At 63.2% G+C, this 18,083-nt stretch carries 25 protein-coding genes and 2 tRNA genes; 12 read left to right on the forward strand and 15 right to left on the reverse strand.

Annotated features, from left to right (window positions below):
• Positions 1-4: 4 nt before the first annotated feature.
• Positions 5-166 carry a hypothetical protein gene (locus C2L66_RS08950; RefSeq protein ID WP_233444893.1) on the forward strand — a complete coding sequence of 54 codons (162 nt, stop codon included), beginning with the start codon at positions 5-7 and terminating at the stop codon, positions 164-166.
• Positions 163-1,284, forward strand: a complete 1,122-nt coding sequence (locus tag C2L66_RS08955) for a site-specific integrase (protein ID WP_060600512.1) — start codon at positions 163-165, stop codon at positions 1,282-1,284. The genes C2L66_RS08950 and C2L66_RS08955 overlap by 4 nt, the downstream gene beginning before the upstream one ends.
• A gap of 27 nt (positions 1,285-1,311) precedes the next feature.
• Here the strand turns inward: C2L66_RS08955 and C2L66_RS08960 are convergent, their stop codons facing one another.
• The 3 genes from C2L66_RS08960 to dusA form a co-directional block, all read right to left on the reverse strand.
• The gene (locus C2L66_RS08960; protein WP_060600510.1) at positions 1,312-2,022 is read right to left on the reverse strand and encodes a hypothetical protein; all 711 of its coding nucleotides are present in this window, start codon (positions 2,020-2,022) and stop codon (positions 1,312-1,314) included.
• Positions 2,023-2,166: 144 nt separating this feature from the next.
• Positions 2,167-2,242: transfer RNA gene (locus C2L66_RS08965), tRNA-His, on the reverse strand.
• 92 nt (positions 2,243-2,334) lie between these two features.
• Positions 2,335-3,336, reverse strand: a complete 1,002-nt coding sequence (dusA, locus tag C2L66_RS08970) for a tRNA dihydrouridine(20/20a) synthase DusA (RefSeq protein WP_060600508.1) — start codon at positions 3,334-3,336, stop codon at positions 2,335-2,337.
• 341 nt (positions 3,337-3,677) lie between these two features.
• Between dusA and C2L66_RS08975 the strand changes: the two genes are divergently transcribed.
• Positions 3,678-3,944 carry a hypothetical protein gene (locus C2L66_RS08975; RefSeq protein WP_007588017.1) on the forward strand — a complete coding sequence of 89 codons (267 nt, stop codon included), beginning with the start codon at positions 3,678-3,680 and terminating at the stop codon, positions 3,942-3,944.
• A 334-nt stretch (positions 3,945-4,278) separates the two neighbouring features.
• Here C2L66_RS08975 and C2L66_RS08980 read toward each other — a convergent pair whose 3' ends face one another.
• Together C2L66_RS08980 and C2L66_RS08985 are read right to left on the reverse strand one after the other, a co-directional pair.
• A complete protein-coding gene (locus C2L66_RS08980; protein WP_060600507.1) occupies positions 4,279-4,530 on the reverse strand; it encodes a hypothetical protein in 252 nt (83 codons plus the stop codon).
• Between the two features lie 48 nt (positions 4,531-4,578).
• Positions 4,579-4,779 (reverse strand): hypothetical protein, encoded by a 201-nt coding sequence (locus C2L66_RS08985; RefSeq protein WP_054930346.1) that lies wholly within the window; start codon positions 4,777-4,779, stop codon positions 4,579-4,581.
• 195 nt (positions 4,780-4,974) lie between these two features.
• Between C2L66_RS08985 and C2L66_RS08990 the strand changes: the two genes are divergently transcribed.
• Complete coding sequence (locus C2L66_RS08990) at positions 4,975-5,250, forward strand: hypothetical protein (protein ID WP_060600505.1); 276 nt, start codon at positions 4,975-4,977, stop codon at positions 5,248-5,250.
• Positions 5,251-5,326: 76 nt separating this feature from the next.
• Here the strand turns inward: C2L66_RS08990 and C2L66_RS08995 are convergent, their stop codons facing one another.
• Genes C2L66_RS08995 through ssuD form a run of 4 tightly spaced genes read right to left on the reverse strand, consistent with a single transcriptional unit; the run spans position 5,327 to position 8,547 of the window.
• Positions 5,327-5,542: a TOBE domain-containing protein gene (locus tag C2L66_RS08995; protein ID WP_012401038.1), complete on the reverse strand. Its 216-nt coding sequence runs from the start codon at positions 5,540-5,542 to the stop codon at positions 5,327-5,329.
• A gap of 45 nt (positions 5,543-5,587) precedes the next feature.
• The gene (locus tag C2L66_RS09000) at positions 5,588-6,499 is read right to left on the reverse strand and encodes an ATP-binding cassette domain-containing protein (RefSeq protein ID WP_082433781.1); all 912 of its coding nucleotides are present in this window, start codon (positions 6,497-6,499) and stop codon (positions 5,588-5,590) included.
• Positions 6,496-7,326 (reverse strand): aliphatic sulfonate ABC transporter permease SsuC, encoded by an 831-nt coding sequence (gene ssuC / locus C2L66_RS09005; protein ID WP_054930344.1) that lies wholly within the window; start codon positions 7,324-7,326, stop codon positions 6,496-6,498. Before ssuC ends, C2L66_RS09000 begins: the two co-directional genes overlap by 4 nt.
• A gap of 57 nt (positions 7,327-7,383) precedes the next feature.
• Complete coding sequence (ssuD, locus tag C2L66_RS09010) at positions 7,384-8,547, reverse strand: FMNH2-dependent alkanesulfonate monooxygenase (RefSeq protein ID WP_054930343.1); 1,164 nt, start codon at positions 8,545-8,547, stop codon at positions 7,384-7,386.
• A 604-nt stretch (positions 8,548-9,151) separates the two neighbouring features.
• On the opposite strand from ssuD, the gene C2L66_RS09020 reads away from it, so the two are divergent.
• Positions 9,152-9,571 carry a hypothetical protein gene (locus C2L66_RS09020; RefSeq protein ID WP_054930342.1) on the forward strand — a complete coding sequence of 140 codons (420 nt, stop codon included), beginning with the start codon at positions 9,152-9,154 and terminating at the stop codon, positions 9,569-9,571.
• 27 nt (positions 9,572-9,598) lie between these two features.
• Here the strand turns inward: C2L66_RS09020 and C2L66_RS09025 are convergent, their stop codons facing one another.
• Positions 9,599-10,729, reverse strand: a complete 1,131-nt coding sequence (locus C2L66_RS09025; protein WP_060600501.1) for an enoyl-CoA hydratase/isomerase family protein — start codon at positions 10,727-10,729, stop codon at positions 9,599-9,601.
• A gap of 102 nt (positions 10,730-10,831) precedes the next feature.
• Complete coding sequence (locus C2L66_RS09030; RefSeq protein WP_060600499.1) at positions 10,832-11,599, reverse strand: TetR/AcrR family transcriptional regulator; 768 nt, start codon at positions 11,597-11,599, stop codon at positions 10,832-10,834.
• Positions 11,600-11,710: 111 nt separating this feature from the next.
• Between C2L66_RS09030 and C2L66_RS09035 the strand changes: the two genes are divergently transcribed.
• Positions 11,711-12,694 carry an NAD-dependent epimerase/dehydratase family protein gene (locus tag C2L66_RS09035; protein ID WP_060600498.1) on the forward strand — a complete coding sequence of 328 codons (984 nt, stop codon included), beginning with the start codon at positions 11,711-11,713 and terminating at the stop codon, positions 12,692-12,694.
• Between the two features lie 38 nt (positions 12,695-12,732).
• On the opposite strand, the gene C2L66_RS09040 is transcribed toward C2L66_RS09035, so the two are convergent.
• Positions 12,733-13,020: a DUF1488 family protein gene (locus tag C2L66_RS09040; protein ID WP_007588040.1), complete on the reverse strand. Its 288-nt coding sequence runs from the start codon at positions 13,018-13,020 to the stop codon at positions 12,733-12,735.
• A 216-nt stretch (positions 13,021-13,236) separates the two neighbouring features.
• Complete coding sequence (locus C2L66_RS09045) at positions 13,237-13,512, reverse strand: hypothetical protein (protein WP_060600496.1); 276 nt, start codon at positions 13,510-13,512, stop codon at positions 13,237-13,239.
• 161 nt (positions 13,513-13,673) lie between these two features.
• Here C2L66_RS09045 and C2L66_RS09050 point away from each other — a divergent pair, with 161 nt between their 5' ends.
• Both C2L66_RS09050 and C2L66_RS09055 read left to right on the forward strand, forming a co-directional pair.
• Positions 13,674-13,898: a hypothetical protein gene (locus tag C2L66_RS09050; RefSeq protein ID WP_060600494.1), complete on the forward strand. Its 225-nt coding sequence runs from the start codon at positions 13,674-13,676 to the stop codon at positions 13,896-13,898.
• Between the two features lie 142 nt (positions 13,899-14,040).
• Positions 14,041-14,394 (forward strand): hypothetical protein, encoded by a 354-nt coding sequence (locus C2L66_RS09055; RefSeq protein ID WP_054930361.1) that lies wholly within the window; start codon positions 14,041-14,043, stop codon positions 14,392-14,394.
• Positions 14,395-14,421: 27 nt separating this feature from the next.
• On the opposite strand, the gene C2L66_RS09060 is transcribed toward C2L66_RS09055, so the two are convergent.
• On the reverse strand, positions 14,422-14,760 hold the full coding sequence (locus C2L66_RS09060; RefSeq protein ID WP_060600492.1) for a DMT family transporter: 339 nt from the start codon (positions 14,758-14,760) through the stop codon (positions 14,422-14,424).
• Positions 14,761-14,763: 3 nt separating this feature from the next.
• Entirely contained in the window at positions 14,764-15,261 is a 498-nt protein-coding gene (locus tag C2L66_RS09065) for a heme-degrading domain-containing protein (RefSeq protein WP_054930336.1), read from the reverse strand.
• Positions 15,262-15,518: 257 nt separating this feature from the next.
• Here C2L66_RS09065 and C2L66_RS09070 point away from each other — a divergent pair.
• From C2L66_RS09070 to C2L66_RS09085, 4 genes are all read left to right on the forward strand, one after another.
• A tRNA-Met gene (locus C2L66_RS09070) sits at positions 15,519-15,595 on the forward strand.
• Between the two features lie 205 nt (positions 15,596-15,800).
• The gene (locus C2L66_RS09075) at positions 15,801-16,346 is read left to right on the forward strand and encodes an NUDIX hydrolase (protein ID WP_007588050.1); all 546 of its coding nucleotides are present in this window, start codon (positions 15,801-15,803) and stop codon (positions 16,344-16,346) included.
• A 19-nt stretch (positions 16,347-16,365) separates the two neighbouring features.
• The gene (gene aat, locus C2L66_RS09080; protein WP_054930335.1) at positions 16,366-17,103 is read left to right on the forward strand and encodes a leucyl/phenylalanyl-tRNA--protein transferase; all 738 of its coding nucleotides are present in this window, start codon (positions 16,366-16,368) and stop codon (positions 17,101-17,103) included.
• Between the two features lie 136 nt (positions 17,104-17,239).
• Complete coding sequence (locus tag C2L66_RS09085) at positions 17,240-18,079, forward strand: arginyltransferase (RefSeq protein WP_060600490.1); 840 nt, start codon at positions 17,240-17,242, stop codon at positions 18,077-18,079.
• The last annotated feature ends 4 nt before the right edge of the window (positions 18,080-18,083 follow it).

Below are 18,083 nucleotides of genomic sequence, written 5' to 3' on the forward strand. Positions count from 1 at the left end.
ATGCATGAAGCGATGGCTCGAACGAAACCATTGGCCGCACGCCATCAATATCGCTGGTGTGCCGCAAGTGGTTCGCGAGTACTATGAAAAGCGGATGGCAGGCGCCATACCTGCGGCGCAGGCCTCCACGGAACAAGAACCAAACTTCGCGGCACTCGATCTATGATCGGACGACGGAAATCACCGGACGGCCTCCCGTTCCGGCTCTACGCACGCTATGGCAAGCACAAGGTCAGCTTTGCCTACAAGCTCCCGAACGGAAAATGGGCGTTCCGATTGACGGCGCCCGTCCATAACAAGGAAGCCGTGGCCGACATTCGCAAGGAAGCGATCGAGCGCGCCGAGGCGCTGAATGGCAACGCCGTCGAGCCGGGCACGACTGAGGATCTCGTGAAGAAGTACTTCACGTGGCAGGACGCAATGCCGGTAACTGACGAGCGCCGCAAGGCACAAAGCACCCTCGATGAAAATCAAAACGAGGCGAAGAATCTAAACAAGGTGTTCGGGAAGATGGCGCCGCAGTCCATCAAGCCGGCGCACGTTTACGGCTACCTAGACAAACGCGCTCAGAATGGCGCGCCCGCGAAGGCAAACAAGGAAATCGCCCTGCTCTCCGCCGTGTTGGAGTATGGGCGCCGGATCGGCAAGTTGGAGACGAATCCGTGTCGCGGCATCGAATACAACCCGACGCGACCGCGCCAAAAGGTTGTGCAACTGCATGAACTGGATCTCGCCGTTGAGATTGCGCGCACGCGCAAGAGCACTGGAGGCGACGACGCGGCCTCCATCTATCTGATCGCGGCGCTGTGCGCGAAGGCGGCCTATCTGACCGTCAGCCGTCCGACCGAAATGCGCGAACTGCGTCGACAGGCTGTCGGCGATATAGGGGTGACTGTACCCGTCGGCAAGCGCAAAGCAGGACAGATTCAGAAAGAAAAGCTGGTGCAATGGTCACCCGAGCTACGCGCCGTCATCGACGAAGCACTGTCGATCCAGCGCACGAAATCTCTTTATGTGTTCGGCAACACCTCGGGACAGAGTTACACCCGTAGCGGATGGAACTCAAACTGGGCGCGACTGATGAAGTATTGTGAAGAGGCGGCGCAGAAACGCGGCCTCAAGTTCGAGCGTTTCACTTTGGCCGATATGCGACCGACGGCAGTCACCGATCGCAAGGAGGAAGGTGACGATCGCATCATTGATGCGACTGGACATTCCGACGAACGGATGGTGAACCTTGTTTACGACCGACGGAAACTGCGGAAGGTGCGCCCGACGCGCTAGAGCCGGAGGAGATTTCCGGTGGTCGCATCATTCGTCTGTAGACGTTTTGTCTTCGAGTTGAGGAAACGGAGAGTCGGTCGGCAACTCTTCCGCGCGCGACTGGGTGCGCCACGTAATCGCTGTGATTTCCTTAATGCGATCGACGATCGGCTTCGCATCTACGCCAAATTTTCCGAACGCGACGCCAGCGTCCCCTATCAACCCCCAGAGCGTGTCCAGATCCGACACACGTTTATGAAGTTCGGCCTGAAGTCGCTCCAGTCGTAATAGGAGCCTTCGCTGATGCTTTTGCTCAAAATGCTGCGAATCACTGATGATCTGGCGCAGGTCATTTACGAGGTGCTGTATGCGTTCAAAATCGCCCTGCGAGAACTCATAGGCGAATGTCGAACTGATCCCTGCCCGAACTGTTGTGCGCAAGCGAGACATTCTAAGTTGCAACGCATGATGCGAACATTCTGTAGCGACGTCCGCAACGTACTTCAGGAGCGCAGCGCAATCATCACCAACGCTCCCCGTCAACTCGACTTTTATCGGAGGCGACTTCAGATCGAGGAACCCTTCTTCCACCATGCTTTCGCAAACGGCATATAGATCGAGCAGTTCGTCTCGATCCTGCTCCTCCCACTCCCGATTTCTTTGCGCAATATAACCAGATTCATTATCGAGTTCGGCGATCACACCTAACGGATCGGATTTGATGCGCTCGAACAGACTATCGTCAATCGTCAAAGTCATACACGCCCTCGCTAACAGTCGCACGAACGCAAAAAAGCCCGCACTTAGCGGGCTGCACTCTCTATGCATCTTCCAAAAATTGGAACTTCATGTTCCAAAATTCTTAAAATGCACCTTATTTTAACTGTAAGTCTTTGAATTCTTTGGGGTGGCTGATGGGACTCGAACCCACGACGACAGGAATCACAATCCTGGACTCTACCAACTGAGCTACAGCCACCACTGCACTACACCTTCACTGCCTGCCGCAGAGCGGTGCTCAGCAACGAAGAAGCGAGATTATACAAACACGAACCGTATTTGCAAAGCCCTTTATTCAAAGATTTCGCTGGGCTCGCGCAAATGCTGTCGCGCTTCGTCGAAAATCGCGAGATCGCGCGCCTGGAGCTTCTTGCTGTCCGACAGCACACGCCGCCATCCGCGCGCACCCGCCACGCCGCGATACAGCCCCAGCGCATGACGCACGATCGCGCCCGGATAGGTGCCGCGCGCGAGTTCGGCACGGCAGTATTCGATCAGCTTCGCTTCCGCTTCTTCGCGGGTCGGCGCGACATCCGTCGAGCCGTAGAAACGCGCGTCGACATCGGCGAGCACATAGGGGTTGTGATACGCCTCGCGGCCCAGCATCACGCCATCGACGTGCTGCAAGTGGGCTTCGACTTCGTCGAGCGTCTTGATCCCGCCGTTGATGATGATCTCGAGCTGCGGAAAGTCGCGCTTCAGCCGATATGCGTAGTCGTACTTGAGCGGCGGAATCTCGCGGTTCTCTTTTGGGCTGAGGCCTTTGAGGATCGCATTGCGCGCGTGCACGATGAAGACCTCGCAACCGGCCTCGGCGATCGTGCCGACGAAGTCGCGCACGAATGCGTAGTCCTCGACGTCGTCGACGCCGATCCGGTGCTTGACCGTCACGGGCACCGACACCGCGTCGCGCATCGCTTTCACGCAATCGGCGACGAGTTGCGGCTCCTTCATCAGACACGCACCGAATGCGCCGCGCTGCACACGCTCGGACGGGCAGCCGCAATTCAGATTGATCTCGTCGTAGCCCCACTGCTCGCCGAGTTTCGCCGAGCGCGCCAGATCGTCCGGCTCGCTGCCGCCGAGTTGCAACGCGACGGGAGCTTCGTCGGCGGTAAACGCGAGGTGGCGTTCGACGTCGCCATGAATCAGCGCACCCGTCGTCACCATCTCCGTATACAACCAGGTGTGCCGCGACAGCGTGCGGTGAAACGAGCGGCAGTGGCGATCAGTCCAGTCCATCATGGGCGCCACGGACACGCGGCGGGGACTGGGAACAGGCTTCGAAGACATGAGGCGGCGGACCAGAAAGAAAACAACGTGAATTCAGCCCGCAATTTTACCGCAAGCGCGCCCCGAACCCCTCGTTTTGCGCCGCAACAACCCCGGAAGCCCATGATTTACATAAGGTTTTTCAAGCCTTGGCGCTCCGTTTATAAGGGTGCATACGCGGCAAAACCCCGCCCAGCCTACCTCCCAGCATTGTTTCTAATCTCAGAATAGTAATTTCAAATTATCGGCACAAAAAATCGATAGTAGGGGTATACACTGGCTTCCATCGACGTTGCGAACAGACCGCTGCAAAGCAAAGACCGCAACGTCTTACTGAATCAAAACATTACGGAGAGTTCATCATGAAGACCAAGCTTATCGCCGCAGTTCTGATCGCCGCTTCCGCTACCCTGGCTGCTCCCGCTTTCGCAAGCGGCTACGGCCCGGCTCCGCACTACAACCCGACGGTTGGCGCTCCGGCATCGCAACAAGGCCAGAACGCGGAAACGCTCGCAGCTGAAGCGCAGCAAGCCAACGCAAACGCCTACGGCGGCGTGCAAAACGGTTCGTCGCAAGCTGGCAAGCATGAGCCCGTGACGGGCCCGGGTTCGGTGTTCTTCGGCCACTAAGCCGAAACCGGATCGCAAGCAGACAGCAGTTTCGTAGCAGGCAGTACCCAGCAGTATCGAGCAGCACTGGTAGCACGCAGTACTTGCAGTTGCAGTCGTCGTAGAAGTGGCAGCAGGTAATCGTGAAGTTGCAGTTCCAGATGTAGCAGTACCGCAATCAAGCTTGACCGTAGTAAAGCCGTACCGTTGATGGCGAAGTAGCAGTATCTGGAAGTACCAGCAGTTGGAAGTTGCCGTACCCTGGCAGTACCACGCAGTCTGTTGTTGCAGGTGTAGTTCAGCCGGATGTTCTTCTCAGAGCATCCGGCTTTGTTTTTTTCGCCGCGCAATACGGCTATCCGCCCGCCGCGAGCAGTTCGATATCGATGGCTTCGCGCGCCGCCCGAAAGCCCGCTTCGGCCGCCGCGTGCTCGGTCGGCCAGAAGCCGTCGATCGGCACCAGCCGCCAGTCCAGCATCACCGCGTCGTCCCTCAGTATGCGGAAGTGCGCTTTGACGCCCGTCAGCACCTGCTCGACGCAGACTTCCATCTCGAACTCCTTGTAGCGCTCCTGGTAGTCACCCATGTCGATGCCTTTCGGCTCCATCGCGCGCCCCTCCCGTTTCAGGTTTGCTCGCCAGAGTCTCGCAACGGGTCAATCACAATCGCCGGACAGGTATTTCCTGCCGTCGCACGTGATTTCGACGCCCGCCCCCTTCCCCGATTTCGCCACCAGGCCCGCGCCCAGCAACTCTTTTTCGACGACGGGCTGGACGGCCGGCGGCGCCTCCCCCGTTCCGATGTCGTTCAGTTGTCGCAAGGTATCGATTGCATCCGCACTCAAGGACTTCGTCATCGCAGCCTCCGCGTTCGTTGGCGGCGCGTCCCCTGTACGGCAACGCGCCAGTCGATGCTGAATTCATGCTAGCACTTCCAGCCGCCATTGCCGGGGCGCGATGCGCCCGCGCACCCGCCTGTCAGCGCGGAAACGCACGGCCCGCAGGGGCTGGCACGCGCCTAGCGACAATGAAAAAAACGCAGGGAGAATCCGATGATTGCGACGATGGTGAAATTCAGACGTCATGCATGGGCGTCGATAGGAAGCGCCGCCGTGCTGGCGGCATCGGCGGGTGTCGCGCAGGTGGCGTGGGGCCAGACCGTGGCGCCGCAGCCAGGCGGCACGCCGATGGTGAAACCGCCGCCCGCGGCGGCCTCAGGCGCGGCGAGCGCGACCAATCCCGACAACATGCCCGTCAAGAAGCCACGCAAGCCGCCCGACGACGACATGTCGGTTCATCCGCCCGCCAGCGCGACCAACGCGAAATAGCAGGCGGCGCGTGAACCGGCGACGCGCGGCGGCTACCACAACCGCCGCGCGTCAAAGGCAAAAGCACACGCACGCGTTACAGGCGCGCAATCGAGACCTCCGTCGACTTGACGAGCGCGACCACTTCCGCGCCGACCTTCAGTTCGAGTTCGTCGATCGAGCGCGTCGTGATGACCGACGTGACGATGCCGAACGGCGTATCGACGTCGACTTCGGACACGACGGGTCCGCGGATGATTTCCTTCACTTTGCCTTTGAACTGGTTGCGTACGTTAATCGCGGAAATGCTCATATCGGATAGCTCCGGTGGGTCGATGAAAAAGTATCCAGCCAGCGTTCAAACTGCCCAGCGGATATCGCGTGCATGCACGGTGCGGCCTTCCTGAGGCGCGGGTTCGCCGGTTGCGCGTGTCTTCATCACACGCTGCAACACGCGCTCCTCGATCTGCGCGAACGCCGCTGTCGCCCGTTCGCGCGGCCGCGCGAGCGGCACGGGCTGATCGAGCGCGATCCTGCCCTCCTCGATCAGCAAAATGCGATCGGCGAGCGCAACGGCTTCCTGCACGTCGTGCGTGACGAGCAGCGCGGTGAAACGGTGCTCGCGCCACAGGCGCTCGATCAGCGCGTGCATTTCGATGCGCGTCAACGCGTCGAGCGCGCCGAGCGGCTCGTCGAGCAACAGCAATTGCGGCCGATGCACGAGCGCGCGCGCCAGCGCGACGCGCTGCCGCTGGCCGCCCGACAACTGCGCGGGCCAGTCGTTGGCGCGTTCGAGCAGGCCGACTTCGTCGAGCACCGCGCGCGCTTTGTCCCGCGATGCGCGCCCAAGGCCCAGCATCACGTTCTGCAGCACGGTCTTCCACGGCAGCAGACGCGCGTCCTGAAACATGATCCGCGTGTCGAAGGGCTGCGAGCCGTCGGCGTGCTTGTCGAGCGTGCCCGAGGTCGGCGCTTCGAGACCCGCGATCAGCCGCAGCAGCGTCGATTTTCCGCAGCCGCTGCGCCCGACGATCGACACGAAGCTGCCGCGCTCGATCGACAGATCGAAATCCGCGAGCACCGCGCGCTCGCCGTAGCGCTTGCCGACGCCGCGCAACTCGACCGAAATATCCTGCTTTTCACGCGCGATCTCGCGCAGCGCGGGAGCTTGCGTCGACGCAAGCTCATGCGTGCCCAGTTGCCGCAGTTCGGCTTCGAGATCCGCGCCCGCAATGCCGCCAAACGATGCGGACAAGGTGCTTGCACTCATGCTTTCGTTCCTCGTTGATAGGCAGGATGCCAGCGCAGGGACACGCGCTCGAGCCCTTTCGCGAGCATGTCGGCGAGCTTGCCGAGCGCCGCGTACAGCAGAATCCCGACCACCACCACATCCGTTTGCAGAAACTCGCGAGCGTTCATCGTCATGTAGCCGATGCCCGATTGCGCGGAGATCGTCTCCGCAACGATCAGCGTGACCCACATCAGTCCGAACGCGAAACGCACGCCGACGAGGATCGACGGCAACGCGCCCGGCAGGATCACGTCGCGATACAGCGCAAAACCCTTCACGCCGTAGCTGCGCGCCATTTCGATCAGATTGGCGTCGACGGAACGGATGCCGTGATACGTGTTCACGTAGATCGGAAAGAACACGCCCAGCGACACCAGAAACACCTTCGCCTCTTCCTCGATACCGAACCAGAGGATCACGAGCGGAATCATCGCGAGCGCGGGGATGTTGCGGATCATCTGCACGGTCGTGTCGAGCGCGATATCGACGGGCCGGAACAGTCCCGTCGCGAGCCCGAGCACGAAACCAATGCCGCCGCCGATCGCGAACCCCGACACCGCGCGCCACGTGCTGACCTTCACGTCCGCCCACATTTCACCCGATTGGATCAGCGACCACGCCGCCTTCACGACGGCGAGCGGCTCGGGCAGCACGCGCGTGGACAGCACGCCGCTGCGCGCGGCGATTTCCCACGCGAGCAGAATGACGAGCGGCACGATCCACGGCGCGACTCTAAGTGCGAGCGGCCCGAGATTCAGGCGCGCGAAACTGACACTCGCAGCACGGTTGCCGGAAACAGTCGACATAAACGAGCACTCCTTTGCTGAACGATGCGTCGTTGAGCATCGCCTCTGGACAACGAATCAGCTTTGCGACGCCTTCGGCGCATAGTTGTTGCCGACGATTTCGCCGAACGGCCCCGACAGCGGAAGGTTCCCGCTCACGCTCGAGCGCTGCCGCCCCGGCAGCAGCGGGAACACGAGTTCTGCGAAGCGGTACGATTCCTCGAGGTGCGGATAGCCGGACAGAATGAACGTCTCGATGCCGAGGTCCGCGTATTCCTGCATGCGCGCCGCAACCTGCTCCGGACTGCCGACGAGCGCCGTGCCCGCGCCGCCGCGCACGAGCCCGACGCCCGCCCACAGGTTCGGATACACCTCCAGGTCCTCGCGCGTGCCGCGCTTGCCGCCGTGCAGCGCGGCCATGCGCCGCTGGCCTTCGGAATCCATCTTCGAGAACGACGCCTGCGCGCGTGCGACCGTTTCGTCGTCGAGCTTGCTAATGAGCTTGTCGGCGGCTGCCCACGCTTCGTCTTCCGTCTCGCGCACGATCACATGCAGGCGAATCCCGAACCTGATCTGGCGGCCGTGCTGTGCGGCGCGCGCGCGGATGTCGGCGATCTTCTTCGCCACCGCCTCGGGCGGCTCGCCCCACGTCAGATACGTGTCGATGTGCTCGCCCGCCATCTCATGCGCCGCCGGCGACGAGCCGCCGAACCACAGCGGCGGATGCGGGTCCTGCACGGGCGGATACAGCACCTTGCCGCCCTTCGAGGTCAGATGCTTGCCGACGAAATCGAAGCTCTCGCCCTGATGCGCGCTCGACAGCAGGCCGCGCCAGATACGCAGAAACTCGTCGGTGATTTCGTAGCGCGTGTCGTGATCGACGAACAGCCCGTCGCCTTCGAGTTCGGCCGCGTCGCCGCCCGTCACGACGTTGATCAGCAGACGTCCGCCCGACAGGCGGTCGAAGGTCGACGCCATGCGCGCCGACAGCCCCGGCGACGAGATCCCCGGACGAATCGCGACGAGAAACTTCAGGCGCTTCGTGGCGGGAATCAGGCTCGAGGCGACGACCCATGCGTCTTCGCACGAGCGGCCCGTCGGCAGCAGCACGCCCTCGTAGCCGAGCGTGTCGGCGGCGACGGCGATCTGCCGGAAGTAGTCATAGTCGGCTGCACGGGCGCCTTGCGAGGTGCCGAGATAGCGGCTGTCGCCGTGAGTCGGAATGAACCAGAAAACATTCATCTGCAGTTCCTGCCTTGTTCGTCTGATGTCTTGGGGATGACGGGATGCGTTGCGTGCGGGCGCCTGCGTAAGGCGTGACACGTCCTGCCGCGAACGCGCAGCGCATCGGAAACGGATGGTTGAAGAAGATCGCGTCAGCGGCGACAGCGAGGCGGCCTGCCCGGCAGGCCGGGACCGCGCGCCACGGACGGCGCAGCCGGGCAAGCGCGGATGGGCATCGGATGGGACATCGCGACGGGTTCTCTCAAGTGAATCGATGTAATCGGCGCACGCGGCGCGCGGCATCCAAGGTGCGCGCTGCGTGTCGGGAAGCGGCGCGCCCCGCAAGTGCTTATCGCACACGCTTCATGCGTGCTTCATACACGCTGCGCCGCCTGCATGGGAAAACAGTCTATGGACGGCGCTGTTTCTTTTGAACGATTTTTTTGAGCTTAGGTTTTCCACTTTCGTGCTTTACCTGACGCTGCAGCATACGCCGCGCACGCGCACCGTCCGCCAGCGCACCTGATCCGCGCCGCACAACCCATATAATGGCGCTCGTTCCGATCAACCTGCGCGGGCGTTGCGCAAAGTCAATGACGCCCGGCGACTGTCGCTGTCAAGCATGCAAAAAATCATCCTGCCGTTCGTGTCCGGCTTTCTGGCGTCGCTGTTCTTTCATGAGTCGACGCTCGCGCTTCTGCACGCCGCCGGCCTCATCGACCCGACAGGGTTCTCGACCGCGCCGTTCGTGCCCGTCGGGCTGCCGGAGTTCATCGCCAACGCGATCTGGAGTTCCGTGTGGGGCGTGCTGATGGCGTGGCTGTTGCGCGTATCGCCCGAGCGGCCCGCGCCGTGGGTTCAGGCCTTCGTGTTCGGCGGCATCGTGCTGACGGCGGCGGGCGTGTTCGTCGTCGATCCCCTGCGCGGCATCTGGCCGACGGGCAACATGTTGCCGCGCCTCGCGCTCGGCTTCGCGTCGAACGCGATGTGGGGCTGGGGCGCGCTCGTATTCATGCGCGCCTTCATGACGCGCGAGGACTGAGGCCGCCCGCCCGTTCTTTTGTGTGCTTCAGCCCTGCAGGTCGCGCAGCGGATGCTCGTTCGCGGGCCACGGGCTGTCGAACATCTTTTCGACGTCCGCGCGCGTCACGTCCTCGATACGCGCAAAGCGCCACTGCGGCTTGTTGTCTTTATCGATGATGCGCGCACGGATGCCCTCCGGCGCATCGCCGCGTTCGAACGACGAGCGCGTCAAGTCCAGATCGCGGCGCAGGCATTCGGCCATCGTGCCTTCGGCGCGCGTCACCACTTCCAGCGCAACGGCCATCGACAGCGGCGAACGCTCGCGCAGCACGGCGCCTGTCTGCTCGGCCCAATCGGCGTAGTTGCAATCGCCTTCGCGATCGAGCGACTGGATGATCTGCACGATATCGGGCAACGCGAAGTGCCGGTCGATCGACGTGCGCGCGTCGGCGAGCGGCGATGTGTCGGGCGTCGGCACGATCTTGTGCGATTGCGTTTCGTGCAGCACGGCCGCGACGACGTCGGCGCCCAGCTCGAATGACTGCGTTTTCAGGCGGTCGATCAACGCGGGAATCGCCTGGTCGGGCAGCCACGCGTCGGCGAGGCCTGCGTAAAGCGCGTCGGCCGGGCCGATCGTCTCGCCCGTCACGGCGAGATAGCGGCCGACCGCGCCCGGCGTGCGCGCGAGAAACCAACCCGCGCCGACATCGGGAAACAGGCCGATGCGCGTTTCCGGCATCGCCATGCGCGTCGTCGACGTCACGACGCGCAAACCGCCCGTGCGATGCGCGCCTTGCGAAATACCCATGCCGCCGCCCATCACGATGCCGTTCATGAACGCGATATACGGCTTCGTGTACGTGAAGATGGCGTGGTCGAGCCGGTATTCGTCGATGAAGAACGTGTCCACGGCATCGCCGTCGCCACGGCGAAACGACTCATAGAGATAGCGGATATCGCCGCCCGCGCAGAACGCGCGCTCGCTCGTGCTGCGCACGACGACGGCCAGCACGTCGGGATCGTCGCGCCACTGGTCGAGCGCCGCATGCATCGCGCGCATCATGTCCAGCGACAGCGCGTTGAGCGCCTTCGGCCGGTTCAGTTCGATGAAGCCAATGCGATTGGCGACATACGTCATCAACTCGTCGGTGGCGCGGGACGATTCGGGTATCGGCATGGTGTGGGCGTAAAGCGGTTGAATGAGCATGCGACGCAAACGGTAGCACGCGGACCGGACTTCTTCAGTGAAACCAGCGGACGTGGATGCACCCGTCAAGCCTTATGCGCTTTTCGCTTTCGTTGACGCGGCACGGTGCGACTTCGATGGCTTGTCGGCCTGCTGCGTCTGCGCATGCGTTGCGCCCTCGCCTGACGCTTCGTCCTTGTGTGCCGCTGTTTGCGCGTTGCCCGCTCCGAACCATGCCACGAGCGCTGCGTTCACCACGGCATCGAGCGGCGCGCGCGGAAACACAGGGCACGTCAGATGCAAGGCAACGATGCCGTGCATCGTTGCCCAGAACGCCTCGGCGCACACCTGGCTGTCGGGCGCCTCGGGCGCCTCGGGCAGACGGCCGTCTGCCTTCAGCGCATCGATCGATTCGATTATCAGGCGAAACGCCTTGTCGTCAGCGTGGTCCGTGGGGTCCGCGCTGTCGCCCTCATCCGCACCCGCATCGCCGCCGAGCGCCGCGCCCGTGTACGACGGGTCTTCCATGAAGATCAGCCGGTACGTTTCGGGATGCGCGACACCGAACGCGACATACGCCCGGCCGATCGCCTTGAGCCGCTCGGCGGGATCGGCGATGGCGGTCAACGGCTCGAAACTGGCGAGCAGCTGCGCATAACCCTCCGCGCACAGCGCACGCGCGATCGCATCGCGGCTTTCGAAGTGCAGATACAGCGTGGCCGGCGAGTATTCGATCGCATCGGCGATCTTGCGCATCGACAGCGCGGCAAAGCCCTCGCGCATGACGATGCGCCGCGCGGCGTCGAGGATGCGCGTGCGCAGTTCCAGTTTCTGGCGTGTCTTTCGTTCGGCGATTCCCATGACGCCAATTTTCCGGTTGACAAACTGAAAAGTCAATTTAAACTGAACATCGTTCAGTGAACACCGTTCAGTAAATTTCTTTTGGTCAGTTTCGCCTTGACGGGAGATGTCATGGAAGACGCAGCACAGATTGGACTGTTCGGCGCGGCGGGCGCCGCCGGACGCATCATCGCCCACGCGCTCAGCGCGGCGGGCCGGCGCTATCGGGTGATCGGACGCGGGCGGCAGGCGCTGCAGGCGTCGTTCGGACACGATCCTCTGGCGGAAATCGTCGCGTGGAATCCCGACGATCCCGCCACGATCGCCGCCGCAGCGGCAGGCTTGCAGACGGCCGTGTATCTCGTCGGTGTGCCGTATCACCAGTTCGAACAGCATCCCGTGCTGATGCAAAAGACGCTCGACGGACTGCGCGCGGCGGGCGTGCAGCGGCTGATCCTGATAGGCACCGTGTATCCGTACGGGCGCGCCCGCACTACGCCCGTCACCGAGTCGCATCCGCGCGAGCCGCATACGTTCAAAGGCAAGATGCGCCTCGCGCAGGAAAATCTCGTGATCGACGCGCATGGCCACGGCGGACTGGAAACGCTCGTGCTGCGCCTGCCGGATTTCTACGGTCCCGGGGTCGAACGCAGTTTGCTGCATGGCGTATTCGAAGGCGCGGCGCAAGGCAAGCGCGCGCAGATGATCGGCCCGATCGACGTGCCGCATGAATTCGTGTTCATGCCCGATGTGGGGCCGGTCGTCGAACGCCTTTCGCGCACGCCCGCAGCATTCGGCCGCGTGCTGCATCTGGCGGGCGCGGGCACCATCACGCAGCGCGAAATCGCGCAACGCGCCTACGCGCTCGCGCAGCGCGAACCGAAGCTGATGGTGGCGAACAAGACGATGCTGCGCATCATGGGTCTGTTCAACCCGCTGCTACGCGAAATGGTCGAAATGCATTACCTGCTGACAGACCCCGTCGTGCTCGACGACTCGGCGCTGACGAAGCTGATGGGTTCCGTCGGGAAGACATCGTATGAAGCGGGCATTGCGCAGTCGCTGGCGGCTGCGCAGCGTGCGCTGCAACAGAACGCTGGCGTGCAGGCGGCGTGACGCACACCGCCTCGCAAACGCGTCATGGCTTGCGCTGCTCAGGTACTGGCGAGATTGCCCGGCGGAAAGTGGCCGCTCTTGAGCAAAACGGGCGTGCCGTTGCTGATCAGCAGATGTTCGCGCGCGACGGCTTCGATACGCTCGCGGCCCGCGTCGAAGGCGCGGCGCCAGGCGTCGGTGTCGTTCGCGTCGGCGCCGAAATGATCTTCGAGCGCTTCGACAGAAATGGCGCACGGCACCCTTTCACCGTCGACCAGCGCCGGAAACACCAGCGTCAGATTGAAGTCGCGGTAAGCGGGCGCGTCCGCGGGAAAACGAATCTCCATGGTGACCTCATCGGGAAAATCCGGCGTTCCAGGCGAGTGGCCGCCCCGGTGCGCGAGAACCGGCAGGCGACGACTGGCCCAATCAGCGGGCTTAATGGTACTCGTAGCGGCACACGACGGTCCAGCGTGGGGTAGGCCGCGGTTTGCCGGTCCGCTTCGGCGACGCGGCCGTCCGTTCTCATGCATGCGCCCGATCGGCGCGCGTCGTGCCACGCATCACTCACCGTCGAGCAGCCGGTCGACATACGCGCGGCCCGCCTTCTCGACGAACACCAGCGCTTCGTCTTCCGACACGAAGCGATGCTCGTCGCCGATTTCGATCAACGTTTCGATGCGGTGCGGATCGTCGGGCCCGCGCTCCGACAGACTGACCGCTCCGACGTACAGCCCTTCCCGCTCGCCCGCGCGCCGCGCCTGTTCATGCGGCGGCACGAGCCGCGCCGATGCGCTGATGTAATAGCCACGATATGGGCCGCTCACCCGCTCTGCCATGTTCGCCTCTCGTTCGAAGTTGCTGCAATGGAATCGACAGCACGCGGCACGCCACGTGCGATACACGGTAAGTCTGCCCGCCGCGCGATAAGTTCTGCGCGGCCTGCGCAACACGCATGCACGGGCGCGCCGCCTGCAATTTCCGGACGAGAACCGACGATATGGGAAAATATTTGCTTCGAGAGCGCGAGATCGCCGAACCGGACGCGGCCAACGCGTGGTTCGCCTACGCGGAAAGTCACGGCATCGACATTCCTCGGGCGATCAACATCTGGCAGGACGCGGCGACGGAAGAAGGCGTCGAAAGCCGACGCCTCGTCGGGCAGGCGGGCATCCGCATCGAACTGTCCGAAACGGGGCGCCTGAGCCTCCGGCCGCAAGTCTGAGGCGTCCCGCCGAGCCACAAGGACCCGCATTCTGTGCGCCATGCAGCCGCCAGCGACGGCGCGTCGCCCGCAATGGGCGCACGACGCTGGCGGCTCGCGTGCGCAGCGCTCGCGTCACAGCTTATTTCTGGAAGGAAACACAATGAAGTCGATTGAACGGCGCGCGCGCCATCCTCTTGTCTCCCACGCGATCCGTGCTGCGGCGCTGCCGCTTGCCGTCCTCGCGATTGCGAGCCTTGGCGCATGCGCGTCGTCGAACGAAACCAAGCTGATCAACCTGCCTAACGGCGAAACCGGCTTCGCCGTCAGCTGCAGCGGCGCGGACGCGAGTTCGAGCTGGGCATCGTGCTACGTGCTGGCAGGCAAGGCGTGCGGCGCGACGGGTTACGACATCGTGTCGAAGGACAACGACGACGGCGGCCTGGCAGGCGGCAGCGTCACGAACGTGGTGTCGGCGAGCGTGAAGAACCGTTCGATGGTGATTCGCTGCAAGTGATTCGCCGCGCGCACACGTCGCGCGGCGTCAGTGCGCCTGCATCTTCGAAAACAGGTTGAGCACGACGACGCCCGCGACGATCAGGCTCAAGCCCGCGACGGCCGCAAGATCCGGCACCTGTCGATACATCAGGATCGCGACCAGCGTGATCAGCACGATCCCGACGCCGGACCAGATCGCATACACGATGCCGACGGGCAGGCTCTTGAGCGTGAGCGACAGGCAGTAAAACGAAATGCCGTAGCCGAGCAGCACGACGAGCGCAGGTACGAGCCGCGTGAAACCTTCCGAGGCGCGCAGCGCCGAGGTCGCGATCACTTCGGCGACGATCGCGATGCCGAGCAATGCATAGGGCGGCACGCGCATGCGTCAGGCCTTTGCAAGCGCGAGCTTGCTGTAGTCGTGGCCGAGGTGCGCGCACAGCGCCTCGACGACGAGCTCGTGATCCGCGCGTTGCGGCAGCCCCGACACCGTCACCGAACCGATGACGCCCACGCCCTTCACGGTCAGCGGAAACGCGCCGCCATGCGATGCATAGTCGGCGACGGGAAGACTGTGTTTGTCGGCGAGCGTCCCGTTCGACTGTTGCAGCGTCAGACCGACGGCATACGAGCTGCGGCGGAAATGCGCCACCGTGTTGCCCTTGCGGCGCGCCCAGTTGACGTTGTCCGGCGTCGCGCCGTCCAGCAACGAGAAGAACATGGGCTGGCCGAACGTGCGGATCTCGATGGCAAGTGCGAGGCCGCGCGCTTTCGCGACCTCGTGCAGATACGCACCGAGCTGCCACGCGGTGTCGGCATCGAAATGAGGGAAGACAAGCGTATTTTCCTGCGCAGCGATCGACTGCAAATCGTGAGCGATGTCCATGGCGTGTCGAGTGAGCATTGATGAATGCGACGCCGCACGCGATATCAAGTCTCGCACGGCGCCGAAGAACGGGGATTCTAGCGCACGTGTCGCGCGCTACATGACCATGCTCTCACAGTCGCAGCGCGCATTCGAGGCACGTTCGACACGTTTGTCGCGGCAAGCCAGATCACCGTCGCTTTCCACACTTTCATGTCGATTCTTAAAAACTGATTGCATTGAGCATGCGGTTGCCCTATAATCTTCTCTTCGACGGACGCGGGGTGGAGCAGTCTGGCAGCTCGTCGGGCTCATAACCCGAAGGTCGTAGGTTCAAATCCTACCCCCGCAACCAGTAGTCACTGGTTATATGTTCCAGGTGTCATCAAGTACCGTCGCACCATCAAACCCGCCAATGGCGGGTTTTTTGTTTTGCGGGCCTGTTCTCGCTTCAGGATGAAATCGTCATGGTCGCTACACGCTCGCGCGGGGGCCGCAGGCGTCATCGAGAACCCCCGCCCCGGTGATACACTCCCATCACCGTTTCCCATCCCCTTCCTATGAAATTCTGTTCCGTCTGCGGCCACGCAGTGAGCCTGAGCATTCCGCCCGGCGACAACCGTGAGCGCTTCGTCTGCGCGAGCTGCGGCACCGTGCACTATCAGAATCCGCGCAACGTGGTCGGCACCGTCCCCGTCTGGGACGACAAGGTGCTGCTGTGCCGGCGCGCGATCGAACCGCGCTACGGCTACTGGACCCTGCCCGCAGGCTTCATGGAAATGGGCGAGACCACATCGGAGGCGGCGTCGCGCGAAACACTGGAAGAAGCCGGTGCGCGCGTCGAAGTGCAGAACCTGTACACGTTGCTGAACGTGCCGCATGTGCATCAGGTGCATCTGTTCTATCTCGCGCGGCTGCTCGATCTCGACGTGGAAGCCGGCGAAGAGAGCCTCGAGGTGCGCCTCTTCGAAGAGCATGAAATTCCATGGGACGACATCGCGTTCCCAACCGTCGCGCAAACCCTGCGCTTCTTCTTCACCGACCGCGCGTCGGGCAACTACGGTCTGCACACGGGCGACATCTTCCGCTCGCTGCGCGACGGCTGACCACAACGACAGCTGTCGCATGGTTCCCTGGCTAGGCCCCGACGACCCGTTTCCGCCCGTCGAACGCGCGCTATCCGCGGCGAGCGGCGCGCCGGGCCTGCTCGCGGCAAGCGCGGACCTGCTGCCGTCGAGACTCATCGACGCGTACCGGCGCGGCATTTTTCCGTGGTACTCCGACGGTCAGCCCGTGCTCTGGTGGACGCCCGACCCGCGCATGGTCCTGCGCCCGCGCGAATTCAAGATTTCGCCTTCGCTGAAAAAGACGCTCAAGCGCGTGTTGCGCGACGACGCCTGGGAAATCCGCGTCGACGCCGACTTCCCCGCCGTGATGCGCGCCTGCGCGCTCACGCCGCGTCACGGCCAGCGCGGCACGTGGATCACGTCGGACGTGATCGACGCCTACACGGCATTGCACCGCCGGGGCGAGGCGCACAGCATCGAAACGTGGCACGAGGGAAAGCGCGTCGGCGGGTTGTACGGCGTGTCGTTCGGCAAAATGTTCTTCGGCGAATCGATGTTCGCGGACGTCACCGATGCATCGAAAATCGCGCTCTCCGCGCTCGTCTTCCACTTGCGACGTCACGAAATAGAAATGATAGACTGCCAGCAGAACACGTCGCATCTGGCGTCGCTGGGCGGCCGCGAGATCGCGCGCAAGGCGTTCGTCGCGCATGTGCGCGCAAGCGTCGACGCAGCGCCGATCCCCTGGTCGTTCGACAAGACCGTCGTGCGCGATCTTTTTGCGCCGGCGGCGTGATGCGCAGCGTCGTCGAGGGCCGACGCCGCGTGAAAGATGACAATCGCCATGGACGCGTCCGCCGGGCACGCTGCAAGCTACCGTTGAGCAGCAAGCCGGATTGGGCAAATCCAGAAACGCTTCGAGAGCTGCTAACGTGACTCACCCGAATGAGCTGCCGCTTTCACCGCTTTCGGCGCTGCAATTCTATGCAACAGCGCCTTACCCTTGCAGTTATCTGGAAGGGCGCGTCGCGCGCTCGCAGGTTGCGACGCCCAGCCATCTGATCAACTCCGACGTCTATACCGAACTCGTGCGCGCGGGCTTCCGCCGCTCGGGCGTGTTCACGTACCGGCCGTACTGCGACGGCTGCCGCGCGTGCGTGCCCGTGCGCGTGCCCGTCGAACGCTTCACGCCGAACCGTACGCAGCGGCGGGTGTGGAAACGGCACGGCAGCCTGATCGCGACCGTCGCACCGCTGCACTACGACGAAGAGCACTACGCGCTCTACATGCGCTATCAGTCGGCGCGCCACGCGGGCGGCGGCATGGACCGCGACAGCCGCGACCAGTACGAGCAGTTCCTGTTGCAAAGCCGGATCAATTCCCGCCTCGTCGAATTCCGCGAGCCGGCCAATCCCGGTTACGCGGGCCATCCCGACATGCCCGGCACGCTGCGCATGGTCAGCATGATCGATATCCTCGGCGACGGGCTGTCGTCGGTGTACACGTTTTTCGACCCCGACCTGCCGCACACGAGTTTCGGCACCTACAACATCCTCTGGCAAATCGAGCAGGCGCGCAGTCTGAAGCTGCCGCACGTGTATCTCGGCTACTGGATCCGCGAAAGCCCGAAGATGGCTTACAAGGCCAATTTCACGCCCCTCGAAGGGCTGTTCGACGGAACGTGGAAGGTGCTCGATCCCACCGCGCTGGATCTCTCACCCGTCGAAGCCGCGAAAGCGGGCGCGCGCGGCACGCGCGGCGAACGCAGCTGATGGC

Origin of the sequence: Paraburkholderia caribensis (assembly GCF_002902945.1) — a bacterium.
GTDB lineage: Bacteria > Pseudomonadota > Gammaproteobacteria > Burkholderiales > Burkholderiaceae > Paraburkholderia > Paraburkholderia caribensis.

Coding starts and splice junctions, on each gene's coding strand:
- C2L66_RS08950 (WP_233444893.1), top strand. CDS start 5: ATGAAGCGATGGCTCGAACGAAACCATTGGCCGCACGCCATCAATATC.
- C2L66_RS08955 (WP_060600512.1), top strand. CDS start 163: ATGATCGGACGACGGAAATCACCGGACGGCCTCCCGTTCCGGCTCTAC.
- C2L66_RS08960 (WP_060600510.1), bottom strand. CDS start 2,022: ATGACTTTGACGATTGACGATAGTCTGTTCGAGCGCATCAAATCCGAT.
- dusA (WP_060600508.1), bottom strand. CDS start 3,336: ATGTCTTCGAAGCCTGTTCCCAGTCCCCGCCGCGTGTCCGTGGCGCCC.
- C2L66_RS08975 (WP_007588017.1), top strand. CDS start 3,678: ATGAAGACCAAGCTTATCGCCGCAGTTCTGATCGCCGCTTCCGCTACC.
- C2L66_RS08980 (WP_060600507.1), bottom strand. CDS start 4,530: ATGGAGCCGAAAGGCATCGACATGGGTGACTACCAGGAGCGCTACAAG.
- C2L66_RS08985 (WP_054930346.1), bottom strand. CDS start 4,779: ATGACGAAGTCCTTGAGTGCGGATGCAATCGATACCTTGCGACAACTG.
- C2L66_RS08990 (WP_060600505.1), top strand. CDS start 4,975: ATGATTGCGACGATGGTGAAATTCAGACGTCATGCATGGGCGTCGATA.
- C2L66_RS08995 (WP_012401038.1), bottom strand. CDS start 5,542: ATGAGCATTTCCGCGATTAACGTACGCAACCAGTTCAAAGGCAAAGTG.
- C2L66_RS09000 (WP_082433781.1), bottom strand. CDS start 6,499: ATGAGTGCAAGCACCTTGTCCGCATCGTTTGGCGGCATTGCGGGCGCG.
- ssuC (WP_054930344.1), bottom strand. CDS start 7,326: ATGTCGACTGTTTCCGGCAACCGTGCTGCGAGTGTCAGTTTCGCGCGC.
- ssuD (WP_054930343.1), bottom strand. CDS start 8,547: ATGAATGTTTTCTGGTTCATTCCGACTCACGGCGACAGCCGCTATCTC.
- C2L66_RS09020 (WP_054930342.1), top strand. CDS start 9,152: ATGCAAAAAATCATCCTGCCGTTCGTGTCCGGCTTTCTGGCGTCGCTG.
- C2L66_RS09025 (WP_060600501.1), bottom strand. CDS start 10,729: ATGCCGATACCCGAATCGTCCCGCGCCACCGACGAGTTGATGACGTAT.
- C2L66_RS09030 (WP_060600499.1), bottom strand. CDS start 11,599: ATGGGAATCGCCGAACGAAAGACACGCCAGAAACTGGAACTGCGCACG.
- C2L66_RS09035 (WP_060600498.1), top strand. CDS start 11,711: ATGGAAGACGCAGCACAGATTGGACTGTTCGGCGCGGCGGGCGCCGCC.
- C2L66_RS09040 (WP_007588040.1), bottom strand. CDS start 13,020: ATGGAGATTCGTTTTCCCGCGGACGCGCCCGCTTACCGCGACTTCAAT.
- C2L66_RS09045 (WP_060600496.1), bottom strand. CDS start 13,512: ATGGCAGAGCGGGTGAGCGGCCCATATCGTGGCTATTACATCAGCGCA.
- C2L66_RS09050 (WP_060600494.1), top strand. CDS start 13,674: ATGGGAAAATATTTGCTTCGAGAGCGCGAGATCGCCGAACCGGACGCG.
- C2L66_RS09055 (WP_054930361.1), top strand. CDS start 14,041: ATGAAGTCGATTGAACGGCGCGCGCGCCATCCTCTTGTCTCCCACGCG.
- C2L66_RS09060 (WP_060600492.1), bottom strand. CDS start 14,760: ATGCGCGTGCCGCCCTATGCATTGCTCGGCATCGCGATCGTCGCCGAA.
- C2L66_RS09065 (WP_054930336.1), bottom strand. CDS start 15,261: ATGGACATCGCTCACGATTTGCAGTCGATCGCTGCGCAGGAAAATACG.
- C2L66_RS09075 (WP_007588050.1), top strand. CDS start 15,801: ATGAAATTCTGTTCCGTCTGCGGCCACGCAGTGAGCCTGAGCATTCCG.
- aat (WP_054930335.1), top strand. CDS start 16,366: ATGGTTCCCTGGCTAGGCCCCGACGACCCGTTTCCGCCCGTCGAACGC.